The sequence below is a fragment of the Erwinia sp. TECH1 genome, from assembly GCF_054057575.1.
The window spans coordinates 2,606,935-2,622,462 of record NZ_JBSRZK010000001.1; the positions used below are offsets into that span (position 1 = coordinate 2,606,935).

The 15,528-nt window shown below is 56.8% G+C and carries 13 protein-coding genes; 6 read left to right on the top strand and 7 right to left on the bottom strand.

Annotated elements, in window-relative coordinates:
- Positions 1 to 181: 181 nt before the first annotated feature.
- The 5 genes from ACVWZ0_RS12145 (at position 182) to pdeR (ending at position 9,333) form a co-directional block, all read left to right on the top strand.
- Complete coding sequence (locus ACVWZ0_RS12145; protein WP_253453861.1) at positions 182 to 2,488, top strand: FdhF/YdeP family oxidoreductase; 2,307 nt, start codon at positions 182 to 184, stop codon at positions 2,486 to 2,488.
- Between the two features lie 244 nt (positions 2,489 to 2,732).
- Entirely contained in the window at positions 2,733 to 4,667 is a 1,935-nt protein-coding gene (locus ACVWZ0_RS12150; protein ID WP_253453859.1) for an exoribonuclease II, read from the top strand.
- A 172-nt stretch (positions 4,668 to 4,839) separates the two neighbouring features.
- Positions 4,840 to 6,906, top strand: a complete 2,067-nt coding sequence (locus ACVWZ0_RS12155) for a carbon starvation CstA family protein (RefSeq protein WP_253453857.1) — start codon at positions 4,840 to 4,842, stop codon at positions 6,904 to 6,906.
- Complete coding sequence (locus ACVWZ0_RS12160; protein WP_253453855.1) at positions 6,899 to 7,189, top strand: YbdD/YjiX family protein; 291 nt, start codon at positions 6,899 to 6,901, stop codon at positions 7,187 to 7,189. The genes ACVWZ0_RS12155 and ACVWZ0_RS12160 overlap by 8 nt, the downstream gene beginning before the upstream one ends.
- A 158-nt stretch (positions 7,190 to 7,347) precedes the next feature.
- Positions 7,348 to 9,333, top strand: a complete 1,986-nt coding sequence (gene pdeR, locus ACVWZ0_RS12165; protein ID WP_253453853.1) for a cyclic di-GMP phosphodiesterase — start codon at positions 7,348 to 7,350, stop codon at positions 9,331 to 9,333.
- Here the strand turns inward: pdeR and ACVWZ0_RS12170 are convergent.
- Positions 9,330 to 10,199 (bottom strand): crotonase/enoyl-CoA hydratase family protein, encoded by an 870-nt coding sequence (locus ACVWZ0_RS12170; RefSeq protein ID WP_253453851.1) that lies wholly within the window; start codon positions 10,197 to 10,199, stop codon positions 9,330 to 9,332. The two genes, pdeR and ACVWZ0_RS12170, sit on opposite strands and share 4 nt — an antisense overlap.
- 197 nt (positions 10,200 to 10,396) lie before the next feature.
- Positions 10,397 to 11,098 (bottom strand): L-ribulose-5-phosphate 4-epimerase, encoded by a 702-nt coding sequence (locus ACVWZ0_RS12175; protein WP_253453849.1) that lies wholly within the window; start codon positions 11,096 to 11,098, stop codon positions 10,397 to 10,399.
- Between the two features lie 372 nt (positions 11,099 to 11,470).
- Between ACVWZ0_RS12175 and osmB the strand changes: the two genes are divergently transcribed.
- Positions 11,471 to 11,689, top strand: a complete 219-nt coding sequence (gene osmB, locus ACVWZ0_RS12180; RefSeq protein WP_125287704.1) for an osmotically-inducible lipoprotein OsmB — start codon at positions 11,471 to 11,473, stop codon at positions 11,687 to 11,689.
- Between the two features lie 57 nt (positions 11,690 to 11,746).
- Here the strand turns inward: osmB and yciH are convergent, their stop codons facing one another.
- The 5 genes from yciH to pgpB all read right to left on the bottom strand — a co-directional run bounded on the left by yciH (position 11,747) and on the right by pgpB (position 15,397).
- Positions 11,747 to 12,073, bottom strand: a complete 327-nt coding sequence (yciH, locus tag ACVWZ0_RS12185; protein ID WP_253453847.1) for a stress response translation initiation inhibitor YciH — start codon at positions 12,071 to 12,073, stop codon at positions 11,747 to 11,749.
- The gene (pyrF, locus tag ACVWZ0_RS12190) at positions 12,073 to 12,834 is read right to left on the bottom strand and encodes an orotidine-5'-phosphate decarboxylase (protein WP_437177806.1); all 762 of its coding nucleotides are present in this window, start codon (positions 12,832 to 12,834) and stop codon (positions 12,073 to 12,075) included. The genes yciH and pyrF overlap by 1 nt, the downstream gene beginning before the upstream one ends.
- 182 nt (positions 12,835 to 13,016) lie before the next feature.
- On the bottom strand, positions 13,017 to 14,186 hold the full coding sequence (gene lapB / locus ACVWZ0_RS12195; RefSeq protein ID WP_253453843.1) for a lipopolysaccharide assembly protein LapB: 1,170 nt from the start codon (positions 14,184 to 14,186) through the stop codon (positions 13,017 to 13,019).
- A 6-nt stretch (positions 14,187 to 14,192) separates the two neighbouring features.
- Positions 14,193 to 14,501, bottom strand: a complete 309-nt coding sequence (locus ACVWZ0_RS12200; protein ID WP_253453841.1) for a LapA family protein — start codon at positions 14,499 to 14,501, stop codon at positions 14,193 to 14,195.
- Positions 14,502 to 14,635: 134 nt separating this feature from the next.
- Complete coding sequence (gene pgpB, locus ACVWZ0_RS12205; protein ID WP_253453839.1) at positions 14,636 to 15,397, bottom strand: phosphatidylglycerophosphatase B; 762 nt, start codon at positions 15,395 to 15,397, stop codon at positions 14,636 to 14,638.
- Between the last annotated feature and the right edge of the window lie 131 nt (positions 15,398 to 15,528).

A 15,528-nucleotide genomic window follows, 5' to 3' on the forward strand; every position in this document is an offset into this window, starting at 1 on the left:
AGAAATGCATATGCTTCCGTATGATTCTTTGATATGTCTCACGCTTTAGCGATAAACCCCACCTATCGCATGATTAAAGCAATCAATTAGACAATTTTGTTAAGAAGTCACAGACTGTGCCGATAAAAGAAGTAATAACTTCTTAACAAGACAAAAACATTGTAACCACCTGCGAAGCACTATGAAATTTAAAACTGCAATAAAACCCTACCAGGCGGCGGCGGGCGGCTGGGGATCACTGGAAGCGACAACCCGTTTCGTTTTTGACAGCAAACAAGTTCTGAAAAATATGCGCAACCTGATGCGCATGAACAAAGCCAAAGGCTTTGACTGTCCCGGCTGCGCCTGGGGCGACGATAACAAAAGCACCTTCAGCTTTTGTGAAAACGGCGCCAAGGCCGTGACCTGGGAAGCGACGCGCCGCTTTATCGACGCCAGCTTCTTTGCTCAACACAGCGTTTCCGCCCTCTATAAGCAGAGCGACTACTTCCTGGAATATCAGGGTCGCCTGACCGAGCCGCTACGCTACAATCGTGAAACCGACCATTACGAGCCCATCAGCTGGGACGACGCGTTTGCCCTGATCGCCCGCCATATCAAGGCGATGGACAATCCTGACCAGATGGAGCTTTACACCTCTGGCCGCGCCAGCAACGAAGCCTCCTGGCTTTATCAGCTGTTTGGCCGTATGAACGGCAGCAATAACTTCCCGGACTGCTCAAATATGTGCCACGAGGCCAGCGGCACCGGCCTGAAGCGCAGCATCGGCGTGGGCAAAGGCACTATTCGCCTGGATGATTTCGATCATGCGGACGCTATTTTTGTTTTCGGCCAGAACCCCGGCACCAACCACCCGCGTATGCTGCACAGCCTGCGTCACGCCGCCGATCACGGTGCAAAAATCGTGACCTTCAACACGCTGCGCGAACGTGGCCTGGAGCGCTTTGCGGATCCGCAGAAGCCGCTGGAAGTGGTAACCAGTAAAGCGGGCACCATCAGCTCTACCTATTATCAGCCGAACCTCGGCGGTGATATGGCAGCGGTGCGCGGCATGGTGAAAGCGCTGGCGGAAACGCATTATGCCCGTCTGGCTGCTGGCGAACCTGGCCTGTTTGATGAAGTCTTTATCAATGCCAAAACCGAAGGCATGGAAGCTTACCTGGCTGCCGTCGAGGCGACGGAATGGTCGCATATCGTTCAGCAGTCCGGCCTGACCGAACAGCAGATCCGTGAAGCGGCCGCTATCTACCAGAGCGCCGAGCGCGTGATCTGTACCTGGGCGATGGGCATCACGCAGCACAAGCATTCTGTGGATACGGTGCGCGAGATCGTTAACCTGCAGCTGCTGTTTGGCCAGCTGGGCAAAAAAGGCGCAGGCCTTTGCCCGGTTCGCGGCCACAGCAACGTGCAGGGCAACCGCACCATGGGCATTGACGAGAAGCCTTCTCAGGCCTTCCTCGACAGCCTGGGCAAACACTTTGGCTTTGAGCCACCGCGCGAAATCGGTCACAACACGGTTGAAGCGCTGGAAGCGATGCTGCGTGACGAGATCAAAGTGCTGATCGCGCTGGGCGGCAACCTGGCCGCCGCCGCGCCGGACAGCCCGCGCACCGAAGAGGCGCTGCGTCGCTGCGGCCTGACCGTGCAGATCAGCACCAAGCTGAACCGCAGCCACCTGTGTCCTGGTGCCGTTGACGCGCTGATCCTGCCGACGCTGGGGCGTACCGAGCAGGATATCCAGGCGACCGGCCCGCAGTTTATCACCGTGGAAGACTCCTTCAGCATGGTTCACGCCTCTGAAGGCGTGGGCAAGCCTATCGCCGAGACGCAGCGTTCCGAAACGGCGATCGTTGCCGGTATCGCGCACGCCGTGCTGGGTTCGGAAAAAGTGGACTGGCTGGGCCTGGCAGCGGATTACAATCTGATCCGCGACCATATCGCCGCTACCATTCCGGGCTTTACGGATTTCAACGCTAAGTGCGATATCAAGGGCGGTTTCTATCTGGGCAACGCCGCGGCAGAGTTCCGTTTCAATACGCTGAACAATAAAGCGCAGTTCAGCGCCGCCAGCCTGCCGGACTCGCTGTTCCCGCAGCTGGATGTGGAAGTGCCGTTTACGCTGCAAACGCTGCGCTCGCACGACCAGTACAACACCACGATTTACGGCCTTGATGACCGCTACCGTGGCGTGTATGGCCAGCGCGAAGTGCTGTTTATCCATCCGGAAGATATGGCGCGTCTGGGCTTTGCGGCGGGCGACAAGGTGGATATCGAAACGCTGTGGAACGACGGGATCACCCGTAAAGTCAGCGAGTTCAAGCTGGTGCCTTACAACATTCCAAAAGGCAACCTGGCGGCCTACTATCCGGAAACCAACCCGCTGGTGCCGCTTTCCAGCTTTGGCGACGGCAGCGGCACGCCAACGTCTAAATCGGTGCCGGTGAAAATCACCCTGTCCGAAGTGAAGCCAGGCTTGCGTATCGCCTGAGTCACAATGCGCTAACACCAGGCCGGGATTTTCCCGGCTTTTTTATTTCTTACGGCTGGCGACAGGCATTCGCGGCTGGAAAATTCTTCCGCCCTTTTGCCGCCGCCAGCCCGTGCCAAAAAAAGCGCGACAATTCAGCGCACAGTCTCGCAAAGCCCGCGATTTTCCGGGCTTTTTACTTGCCGCGGGGCGGTTAATCGCGTAAAACTGTCTGCCGCTCTTAGGCCACGAAAACGTTGAGATTATGTTCCAGGATAACCCGCTGCTCGCGCAGCTCAAAGAGAAACTCCACTCCCAGACGCCGCGTGTTGAAGGGGTGGTAAAAGGCACCGAAAAAGGCTTCGGCTTTCTGGAAGTTGATGCCCAGAAAAGCTATTTCATTCCGCCGCCGTTCATGAAAAAAGTGATGCACGGTGACCGCATTGTTGCCGTGCTGCAAACCGATAAGGATCGTGAAGTCGCCGATCCGGAAAAACTTGTTGAGCCTTTCCTGACGCGTTTTGTCGGCCGCGTGCAGAAGAAAGACGATCGCCTTTCTATCGTGCCCGATCATCCACTGCTCAAAGACGCTATTCAGTGCCGTCCCGACCGCAACCTGAATCATGAATTCCAGGCTGGCGACTGGGCCGTGGCCGAGATGAAGCGCCATCCGCTGAAAGGCGATCGCACTTTCTACGCCGAGCTGACCGCTTTTATCACCACCGCTGACGACCATCTGGCGCCGTGGTGGGTGACGCTTTCCCACCACAATCTGGAGCGCGAAGCGCCGGAAGCCGTGGCTGGCGAGATGCTTGACGAGCAGCTTGAGCGCGAAGATCTGACCGCGCTGGATTTTGTTACCATCGACAGCGCCAGCACGGAAGATATGGACGATGCGCTGTACGTAGAAGCATTACCGGAAGGCCAGCTGCGCCTGACTATCGCTATCGCCGATCCGACCGCTTACGTGGCGGCGAACAGCGAGCTGGATGCTATTGCCGCCGAGCGCGCGTTCACCAACTACCTGCCGGGCTTTAACATTCCGATGCTGCCGCGCCAGCTTTCCGATGACGTCTGCTCGCTGCGTCCCAACGAGCGCCGTCCGGTGCTTGCCTGCCGCGTAACGGTAGCGGCCGACGGCACGCTGGGCGAAGATATCCACTTCTTCGCGGCCTGGATTGAATCCAAAGCCAAGCTGGTTTACGACCAGGTTTCCGACTGGCTGGAAAACAGCGGCGACTGGCAGCCGGAAAACGACGCGATCGCTACCCAGATCCGTCTGCTGCACAAGCTGTGCCTGGCGCGCGGCGAGTGGCGTAAAACCCACGCGCTGGTGTTTAAAGATCGCCCTGACTTCCGCTTCCTGCTGGGCGAAAAAGGCGAAGTGCTGGATATCGTTGCTGAACATCGCCGCATCGCTAACCGCATCGTGGAAGAAGCGATGATCACCGCCAACATCTGCGCTGCCACCGTGCTGCGCGAGAAGCTGGGCTTCGGGATCTACAACATTCACCTCGGTTTTGACCTGGTGAACGCCGAGCAGGCCGCCAGCGTGCTGGAAAACCACGGCGTGAAGGTCGATCCGCAGGCTATCGCCACGCTGGAAGGTTTCCGCGTGCTGCGTCGCGAACTGGACGCGCAGCCGACCCAGTTCCTGGACAGCCGCATCCGTCGTTTCCAGTCGTTCGCCGAAATCGGCATCGAGCCTGGTCCGCACTTCGGGCTGGGACTGGAAGCCTATGCGACCTGGACGTCGCCTATTCGTAAGTACGGCGATATGATCAACCATCGCCTGCTGAAAGCGATGATCAAAGGCGAAGCGGCTTCCCGTCCGCAGGATGAGATTACCGTGAAGATGAGCGAGCGCCGCCGCCTGAACCGTATGGCAGAGCGTGACGTGGGCGACTGGCTCTATTCCCGTTTCCTGCAGAAAGCGGCGGGCACCGACGAGCGCTTTGCGGCGGAGATTATCGATGTGTCTCGCGGCGGCATGCGCGTGCGCCTGACCGCTAACGGCGCCGTTGCCTTTATCCCTGCGCCGTTTATTCACGCGGTACGTGATGAGATGGTATGCAGCCAGGAAAGCGGCACGGTGCAGATCAAAGGCGAAGTGGTTTATCGCGTGACCGATCTGATCGAAGTGACCATCGCAGAAGTGCGGATGGAAACCCGTAGCATCGTGGCTCGTCCGGCAGCCTGATGCTCTGTCAGGCGGGACGCCCTGTCCCGCCTGCTTCTGTCGCCCTTGCTCTCTGAGGTCGCGCGGAGAAAAAAACCTCTTGCCTCACACTTCTTATTCCCCCTGCTTTCACTAACAAAATATCAACATTACTTTAGCGTTATCTCGCTGGGAGATAACAAGGAGTATTGTGATGATCAAGGTAAAATCGGCCATTGTCTGGGCCGGCGTGGCGATAGTCGGCGCGATCGCCTTCGCCATGCTGGCGCTCAGCCGCGGTGAACAGGTTAACGCGCTCTGGCTGGTGGTGGCCGCCGTGGCCTGCTACAGCATCGCATGGCGGTTCTACAGCCGCTTTATCGCCAAAAACGTGTTCGAACTGGACGACCGTCGGCTCACTCCCGCCGAAAGGCTCAACGACGGGCTGGACTACGTGCCCACCAATAAATGGGTACTGTTCGGCCACCATTTTGCCGCTATCGCCGGCGCCGGCCCGCTGGTCGGCCCGATTCTGGCGGCGCAAATGGGCTTTTTGCCCGGCACGCTGTGGATCCTGATCGGCGTAATGCTTGCGGGTGCGGTACAGGATTTCCTGATCCTGTTTATCTCCACCCGCCGCGACGGCCGCTCGCTGGGCGAAATGGCGAAACAGGAGCTGGGCGCGTTCGCGGGCGTTGTAACCATGCTGGGCGCGCTGGGCGTAATGATCATTATTCTTTCCGCGCTGGCGCTGGTGGTGGTCAAAGCGCTGGCCAACAGCCCCTGGGGATTGTTTACTATCGCGGCCACCATCCCTATTGCCCTGTTTATGGGGATTTATATGCGCTTTCTGCGTCCGGGAAAAATCGCAGAAGTATCGCTGATTGGTTTTGTGCTGATGATGGCGGCAATTATCTACGGCGGCAACATCGCGCAACACGAGTTTTGGGGGCCGTTTTTTACCCTCAAAGGCACTACGCTGACCTGGGTGTTAGTTATTTACGGTTTTGTCGCTTCCGTGCTGCCGGTGTGGCTGCTGCTGGCGCCGCGCGATTACCTTTCCACCTTCCTGAAAATCGGCGTGATTGTTGGTCTGGCTATCGGCATTTTGTTTGCCATGCCGGAGATGAAAATGCCCGCCGTGACGCGTTTTATTGACGGCAGCGGCCCGGTGTTCGCCGGCAGCCTGTTTCCTTTCCTGTTTATCACTATCGCCTGCGGCGCTATCTCCGGCTTTCACGCGCTGGTCTCCAGCGGCACCACGCCCAAGCTGATTGAACGTGAGAGCCATATCCGCATGATTGGCTACGGCGCGATGCTGATGGAATCGTTTGTCGCGATTATGGCGCTGATCTGCGCTTCGGTCATTGAGCCTGGCGTCTATTTCGCCATGAACTCGCCTGCCGCACTAATCGGCACTACGGTAGAATCCGCCTCGCAGGCTATTAACGGCTGGGGCTTTGTGGTGACGCCGGAAATGCTGAGCGGCATCGCCAGAGATGTTGGCGAAGGCACTATCCTTTCTCGTGCCGGCGGCGCGCCTACTTTTGCCGTAGGCATGGCGCATATCATTACCGAAGTGTTTAACAGCCGCGCCATGATGGCGTTCTGGTATCACTTTGCCATTCTGTTTGAGGCGCTGTTTATTCTGACCGCCGTGGATGCGGGCACCCGCGCCTGCCGGTTTATGGTGCAGGATCTGGTGGGCACCGTGGTGCCGTCGCTGGCGAACAACCGTTCCTGGCTGGGCAATATGGCGGGCACCACCGTGGCGGTAGCGGGCTGGGGGTTCTTTGTCTATCAGGGCGTGGTCGATCCGCTTGGCGGCATCAACACGCTGTGGCCGCTGTTCGGCATCGGTAATCAGATGCTGGCCTCAATGGCGCTGATCCTCGGCACCGTTGTCCTGTTTAAGATGAAAAAACAGCGTTACGCCTGGGTGACCATCCTGCCGACGGCGTGGCTTTTTATCACCTCAATGTATGCAGGCTGGCAGAAGATTTTCCACGAAAAACCGGCCATTGGCTTTCTTGCTCAGGCCAGAAAGTTTTCTAAAGGCATTGAGGACGGCATGATTATCGCGCCAGCCAAAACTGTAGCGGATATGCAGACTATCGTGTTCAGCAATCAGATCAACGCCGCGCTCTGCGCCTTTTTTATGCTGGTTGCCGTTACCATGCTTATCGCGGCTTTTTTCGTCATTCGTCGCGCATTAAACAGTCAAAGTCCGACGGTGCACGAAGCCGATATTTCCCTGCGAAGCGAGGCGCGTCATGGCTAGAGCGATTTTTTCCCGACCTGCAAGAAACCGGCTTCAGGTGATCCGCTGTCGACCTTTAGCCACAACGGTATTAAAAGAATCACTAACGTTACGTTTGTTAATGTCGCGGCTGGCGCAGTGTTTTCGCCTGATGGTTGGCGTTCAGGACTATCAAACCTACCTGCGACATATGCAGCAGCATCATCCCGCTAATAAGGCCATGACGGAGAAAGAGTTTCACCGCTACTGCCTGGAAGCCCGCTTTCCTTCCGTGGCGGGAAAAGTCGGAAAATGTCCCTGCTGATCTCCGCCCCGATCGCGCGGTCGGGGCTTTTTTCGCCATAGTTAATTTCCGACATAAAAAATATCTTAAACATTGCGCTTGTGATTATCCTGTTTGCCGAATACTGTTGCTAAAATAAGAAGATACAGCCTGTATTGCATCCTCCAGGGAGAAATCTGATGACCGATGAGCAAGGGCAATCACTACTTTATACCTGGTTTGGTACTAACAGCCCTCATTGGCGTTTAAAGTCCGACAGCGATGCGCTTTTATTTGCAGAGGATGAATCGGCCGATACGCACGTCGTTATCCCCTTAACGCCTACGCAGGCGAGCCTGCTGCGCGCGATGACCGTGATCACCTCCAGCGTGAACCTGACGGTGTCGCTGTATGGCGAGCCGCTTTCCATGCATCTGGTTGGCCGCCGCGTTAACCAGACCGAATGGGCGGGCAGCGCCTCCGCCTGGGGCGATACCGCAAGCGTGGCGCGCGATCTGGCGCTGGGCCTTTCGTTTGCCGAACAGGTGGTGTCGGAAGCCAACTCGGTGATCGTTATCCTGGACCAGCGCGGCAATATTCAGCGCTTTAACCGCAAAAGCGAGGAGTATACCGGGCTGAAAGAGCAGGAAGTTATCGGCCGCAACGTCTTCCAACTATTTATGACCCGCCAGGAGGCGGCTTCGTCACGTCGCAACATCAGCGGTTTTTTCCGCGACGGCAACTCTTACGAAGTGGAAAGATGGGTGAAAACCCGTCAGGGACAGCGTTTGTTTCTTTTCCGAAACAAGTTTGTCCACAGCGGCAGCGGGAAAAATGAAATCTTCCTGATCTGCTCCGGCACCGATATTACCGAAGAGCGACGGGCGCAGGAGCGTCTGCGGGTACTGGCGAACACCGACGGCATTACTGGCCTGCCCAATCGTAATGCGATCAATAACGCTATCGCAGAAGCGCTGGCGGAAGAGGTGCAGCAGCAGATCGGTATCGTCTATCTCGACCTGGATAATTTCAAGAAGGTTAACGACGCCTATGGCCATATGTTCGGCGATCAGCTGTTAAAAGCGGTGTCGCTGGCTATCTTAAGCTGCCTGGCAAAGAACCAGACGCTGGCGCGCCTGGGCGGCGACGAATTCCTGGTGCTGGCGGTCGGCGCGACGCAGCAAGAGCTGGAAGCGATGGCTACGCGCATTCTCGACAGGCTCAGACAGCCCTTCCGCATCGGGCTGATTGAAGTCTATTCCGGCTGCTCTATCGGCATCGCGCTGAGTCCGCAGCATGGTGAAGATCGCGAGAGCCTGATCCGCAATGCGGATACGGCCATGTATACGGCAAAAGAGAACGGGCGCGGCAAGTACTGCATTTTTGCGGCTGAAATGAATCAGCGGGTATTTGAATATCTCTGGCTGGATACCAATCTTCGCAAGGCGCTGGAGCAGGATCAGCTGATTATCCACTATCAGCCCAAGCTGGATCGGGCCGGTGAAGTGCATAGCGTAGAGGCGCTGGTACGCTGGGTGTCGCCGGAACGCGGGCTGGTTTCACCGGCGGACTTTATCTCCTATGCCGAAGAGTCGGGGCTGATCGTGCCGCTGGGCCGCTGGGTCATGCTGACCGCGCTTGAACAGATCCTGGCCTGGCGCAAAAAAGGCATCAACCTGCGCGTGGCCGTTAACGTCTCGCCGCGCCAGCTGCTTGATGAAAGCATCTATATCGATCTGAAGCGCGCGCTGGGCAAAGCGAACCTGGCGAGCTGCCCGCTGGATATTGAGCTGACCGAAAGCTGCCTGATTGAAAACGAGCAGCAGGCGTTGACGCTGATGAATCAGTTCCAGGCGCTGGGAGCGGAAGTGCATCTGGACGATTTCGGCACCGGTTACTCCTCCCTTTCGCAGCTGGCGCGCGTGCCGATTAACGCCATCAAGCTGGATCAAAGCTTTATTCGCGGCGTTAACAGTCAGCCGGTTTCACAATCGCTGGTGCGGGCGATTGTCGCGGTCGCGAAGGCGTTGAATTTGCAGGTTATCGCGGAAGGTATCGAAACGACAGAGGAAGAGACATTTATAATGGCGAGCGGTGTGGACGCTCGCCAGGGATTTTTATATGCCAGGCCTATGCCCGCAGACGCGCTGGAGCAATGGCTGGCAAAACGTTACGCCGGTGCTTAACCCGCTTTACGCATAACCTGCGCGCTGTGGCGGTTCTGCAGCTGTACCAGCCTTTCCATATAGGCTATATCCTTGGGTTCGATAGAAAAGGCGAATTCCACCCAATCTTCGGTGATATCCATCAGCTCTGCCCGCGTCAGCTGCAATACTCGCTGACGCGCCTTTAACATCGCTCTGACGCCGTTGAGTTTCGGTTTCATCGTGTCGATAAAGGTGCGGGTAGTCTGGTAGCCCTCGCCCGGCTGGAACAGCCGATCGACCAACCCTCGCGTTTCGAACCATTCCGCCGAATGCGACTCTCCTTCGCAGATCAGCTCTTCCGCCAGCTTCATGCCCGAACGCCGGGCCACCAGCGAATAGCCGCCCATGCCCGGAAACAGGTTGAACGCAATTTCCGGGAAGCCCATGCGCGCCGTGTCCTGCGCCAGGATAAAGTGGTGCGCCAGCGCGGCCTCAAAGCCGCCGCCCAGCGCGCTGCCCTCGATCATGGCGATGGTCACCGCGCCGGTATCAAACCCGCGCGCCGCCGCATGAATGCAGTCCACGCAGGCGCGCGCGTAGGCCCGCAGCGCTTCACGACGCCCGTTTTTAATGCATTCCACAAAAAATCCGAGGTCGCCGCCCGCATTAAACATCGTCGGCACCAGCGAGCCGGTTACCCAAAAGTCGATGGGCAAGCCGGAACGCTGCGCGGCATAGCTAAGGTTCATTATCTCTTCGATAAGCTCATGGTTAAAGCTGGGGCGCGGCTGCGCGCGTAGCATCATCCATAACGTGCGTCGTCCTTCTTCGTAGTAGGCGGAAAGCTGAGTGGTTTGTCCAGCTTCGCTAAACAGCCGGCAGGTGGTCTGATTAATTACGGTCATATTCTCATCCTCTGTTTATGGGTGCGCTTAAGCGCGCTCCAAGCGTAATGCAGAGTGCGAGACGGCTGTACTTTCGTTTGATTTTAAAGGTAAATTATTTTCACCCCGCCGGCCTGAAAGCCAGCGAGGCGCTAATAACTGACGGTTTTTACCGCAAAGACCGGTGGAGGGAAATAACGTTATGATTTCTGATTAAATTATTTTATCTGACCATACCAGGCATTGCTGCCGTGCTTGCGTAAATAATGGCAGTCCAGCAGCGGTTGCTGAATGGCGGGCAGCGACGGCGTTAACAGCTGGCTGTAAATGCCCATATAGGCGACTTCTTCCAGCACGACCGCCGAATGCACGGCTTTTTCCGGCGTTTTTCCCCAGCAAAACGGGCCGTGGGAATTGACCAGAACGGCCGGCACAGCCAGCGGATCCAGATCTTTTTCACGGAAAGTTTCGATAATCACCTGCCCCGTTTCCCACTCATAGCGGGAGCCGATTTCTTCCGGCGTCATTTGGCGACTACAGGGAATGGCGCCGTAAAAATCATCGGCGTGGGTAGTGCCCCAGGCGGGGATCTCTCTGCCCGCCTGCGCCCAAATGGTGGCATGGCGGGAATGCGTATGGACAATGCTGCCTACCTCAGGCCAGGCCAGATAGAGCGCGCGGTGCGTGTCGGTATCGGAAGAAGGCCGCATATTGCCTTCCCGCACCTCGCCGCTGTGCAGATCGACCACGACCATATCTTCGCGTTTCATCGCCTCATAGCTGACCCCGGAAGGTTTAATCACTATCAGGCCCTGCTCACGATCGACCGCGCTTACGTTACCCCAGGTGAACACCACCAGACCGTGGCGAGGCAGCGCCAGATTGGCTTCCAACACCTGTTGTTTCAGTTCTTCCAGCATTTGGTTTCTCCCACTTTTTTCTACATTGTCCCCGCTGGCCAGCCATCAGGGTATGGAGGCAATCGCTGGATGCGTGGCAGAAATTAGCTGGGTGACGGTAAAAAGCGTGGGAAATTAAGATTTTTTACCTGTGAAGACGATCGTCTATGCTTAGAATACGTGCCAGCAATACCTTTACAGAAATAAGTCTGAAACTTAACAAATGTGTAAGTGTTGCTTCACGAGTACGGTAAGAACGACGTGATATATGATGGCAATGTTTTATTTACGTGAGATAAATCGCTAAGAAACGGGCGTATCCGGGCCAAAAGGCAAGGTAAACCTCTATACTTATAGCGTTATTCCTGCAGCAGCAATGATGGAGAAGTGACTATGTCAGTAACAATTAAACGTATTACCGCTGGCCTGCTGGCCGCCACTCTGGTGCTTTCCTTAAGCGGATGCTCAAACTGGTCGAAACGCGATCGCAATACCGCTATCGGCGCGGGCGCAGGTGCTATCGGCGGGTCTATTCTTTCTAACGGCAGCGGTCTGGGCACCGTCGGCGGTGCCGCTGTGGGCGGGATCATCGGTCATCAGATCAGCCGGTAACGGCTGACCGTTAAGCAAAGAAAGCACAAGGCCGCGACAAAACGCGGCCTTTTTGCTTCAGCCGCCCGCCAGCTTCACTTTCAGCCCTTTAGCTTCCAGCAGCGTTTTCAGCAGATCGCGCTTGTCGCCCTGAATTTCAATCACGCCCTCTTTAACCGATCCGCCACAGCCGCATTTTTTCTTCAGCTCGGCCGCCAGCTTTTCCAGCTCGGCATCCGGCAGATCGACGCCCGTGACCAGGCATACGCCCTTGCCTTTACGGCCGCTGGTTTGCCGCTGTATGCGCACGATGCCGTCGCCTTTTGGCCGCTGTACCGCCGCTTTGGGTTCATCGATGCGTCCGGTTTCGGTGGAATAGACCAGACGGCTGTTGTTATCGGCCATTATGCCTCCTGAAGTGATGCGATGATGTTCTTCAACGCGGCTGCCGGGTCAGCGGCCTGGGTGACGGGACGACCAATCACCATATAATCCACCCCGGCCTGTAGCGCCTGCTGCGGAGTCATAATGCGCCGCTGATCGCCCGCCTCGCTGCCCGCAGGACGAATGCCCGGCGTGACCAATTTAAAATCGCTGCCCAGCGTCTGTTTGAAGCGCGCCGCTTCCTGCGCTGAGCATACCACACCGTCCAGGCCGCACTGCTGCGTGAGCCGCGCCAGCCTTTCAGCATGCTCCGCTGGCAAAAGCTCGATGCCAATCCCGCGCAGATCCTCCGCTTCCATACTGGTCAGTACGGTCACGGCGATCAGCAACGGCGCGTCTTTACCAAAGGGCTTTAGCGCCTCACGAGCGGCCGTCATCATCCGCGCGCCACCGCTGGCGTGGACGTTAACCATCCAGACGCCCAGATCGGCCGCCGCCGCAACGGCATGTGCGGTGGTATTGGGGATGTCATGGAATTTCAGGTCCAGAAACACCTCAAAGCCGCGCTGCTGTAAATCCCGCACCAGCTGGGGGCCAAACAGCGTAAACATCTCTTTGCCGACTTTCAGGCGGCAGCTGCGCGGATCGATACGGTCAACAAAGGCCATGGCGCTGGCGTGATTAGCGTAGTCCAGCGCCACCAGGATCCGGGAGCCGTGAGATGATTGCATGTTGAAACCCTCTGAAATAGCGCACCGCAGGGTGCAGGAGATAAACGGCAAGCATTCTACCTGCGACGTCGTTAAATTCACAGTTTAGCGGCAAGTTTTCCCTTTTCGCCTGCCAGACCATGCGGCTCTCATTGCTGCTGAAACCCTGATATGAAGTTTACTCATTGGTATGTTGTAACTATTTTTGACCTGTTAAAAAAGCCAGCGCTCCACAACAGGAGCCGCTGGCCGGTTTATTGCCCGTCCAGGCCGCGGATAGGTTTAACCGAGGACCAGGCGCGACAGGAAGGACAGTGCCAGTAAAGCGCATGGGCGGTAAAGCCGCACTTGTGGCAGCGGTAGCGCGGCTTGGTGCGGATCTGTTCGCCGACCATATCCCGCAGCACCATCAGGCTCTCTTTTGCCCTACCGTCTTCCGCTTCATGCAGGTGGTAATCCATCAGACGATGGAAAACGCGCATGGTAGGATGGCGCTGCAGCTGGCGATTAATATAGATCTGCGCCACTTCGCCGCCCTCGTCTTTTTCAATGACGTCAGAGAGGTAAAGCTCGGCCGCCGCGCCGGTATTTTCCTCAACGCAGCGCTTCAGATACTCGGCCCAGGCGTTGGGCTGTTGCAGCTGTTGATAGCAGGTTTCCAGCATCGCCAGCGTTTCACTGACCAGCTCTTTATCCTGTTCTATCACGCGCTGTAAAAACCCAACCGCTTTTGCATAGTCGCCTTTCGCCATGTGGATACGCCCCATCATGATCGAGACGCGGGCGCTCTGCCTGTCGGCGGATTCGCCTTTTTTCAGCAGGCCCATAGCGCGATCCAGATCGTCGCTGCCCATCGCCTGGAGCGCCAGCTCGCAGTAGAAATGCGCAATTTCCATACGCTGCTTTTCTTTGCCCAGCTTTACCAGCCGTTCGGCCACCTCGATGGCTTTTGGCCAGTCGCTGGTCGCCTGATGAATAAGCAGCAGCTGCTGCAGCGCGCCGACGCGGAAGTCCGTCTCATCGGTCAGCTGGCTGAACATTTCTTCCGCCCGATCGTAAAAACCCGCGGCCATATAGTCGCGGCCCAGCTGCTGCACGGCCAGCAGGCGCTGATCGTAGGTCAGCGAAGCGCTTTCCATCAGGGCCTGATGAATGCGGATAGCCCGGTCAACCTCGCCTCGCGAGCGAAACAGGTTACCCAACGTCAGATGCGCCTCTACCGTGCCGCTGTCTTCCTTCAGCATATCCAGAAAGAGATCGACCGCTTTATCCTGCTGATTGGACAGCAGGAAATTGACGCCGGCGACGTAATCGCGCGACAGGCGGCTCGCTTCCTGTTGCTTATCCTGCTGCGCGCTCCTGCGCCCCATATACCAACCATAGGCAGCGGCAACAGGCAGCAACAGAAACAGCAGTTCCAACATAGGGGATTATTCCTTAACGGCAGGCACGGCTGGCTGAGCCGCCGCTTCTTCTGCCTGCCCCAGCTTCTGCTGGAGACGTTTCAGTTTACGCTGGGAATTAGCCAGCGCCACGCGCAGACGGAGCCAGAACAGACCGCAAATCGCCCAGCCGATTAAAAAACCCGCAGCGAACAGCGTAGCCAGCAGCGTCGAAACGCGATATTCGCCCTGCGCCAGCAGATAGTTAAAGGTAACCACCTGATCGTTATGCGCGCCAAGCGTAATAGAGATAATGAAAATCACTAAAACCAGTAAAAAAATCAGCAAGTATTTCACAGTCCGTCCCATAGTCTGGTGATAACCAGATGAATTATGCCAAAAAATTAGCCCTGTTGCTTGCCTGATGCGCGCAGGGCGCATGAAATGCCTGCCCAATCCTCAGGTTATGGGGGCAAACGGCGCGAACACAATCACGCCTCGTCGCGTTCGCTTATTTCCTGCTCTTCCGCCGGCGGAACGGTGAGCGGCCCGCTGTAGCGCTGCACCAGCCAGGTCGCCAGCGTGACCAGCACCCAGCTGATAAGCGTTGAGGTAATCAGGTCGCGCGGCCAGTGCATTCCCAGCACCAGACGGCTTGCCATCACGCCAATCGCCCAGGCCACCAGCACGCACAGCGTGACGATACGGCGGCGAGGCCATAACAGCCCTACCGCCAGCAGCGCCCAGCTGGCTGCAAACATGGTATGACCAGAAGGGAAAGCATAGCCGGTTTCAAATTCCCAGTGCGCCTTCAGCCAGTCAGGCAGGCGAGGATCTTCCGCAATCGCTTCCCGCACCATTACGCTGCGCTGCTTGCGGGTCTGCTCGTAAAAGTATTTTTCATCAAGCCCGTGGTTTTGCTCCAGCCACAGCACATAAGGGCGCGGCTCGCGTACCTGATCTTTAATAAACGTTTTGGTGTACTGCCCGAGCAGGATTGCCGACACCACGATCAGCAACAGAATAATTGCCGACTTAAGGCGATAGCGCAGGCACCACAGGAACCACGCGCAGAGGATCACGCTGGTTAAGGTTCCCCATGGACTGGTCACGGTTTCGGTCAGCCAGAACAGCAGCTGATGGCCCCACCCTGTTTCCACCGGCTGCCAGCGCCAGCCGGACAGCAGCACGCCGAACGGCATAATCAACAGCAACAGAGCACCCAGCGTGGTGCGTTTGGCGATCTCAAACATGGCTTTCCCCGGCGATTCAGTAAGGCATTGATTTATTTCTGATGACAACGTGATAAAAAATAATAACATATTGATTGAGATGGCGATAATTGTGCGGTATTAAAACAATCGCTCGAAGAGGTTAACCGCCC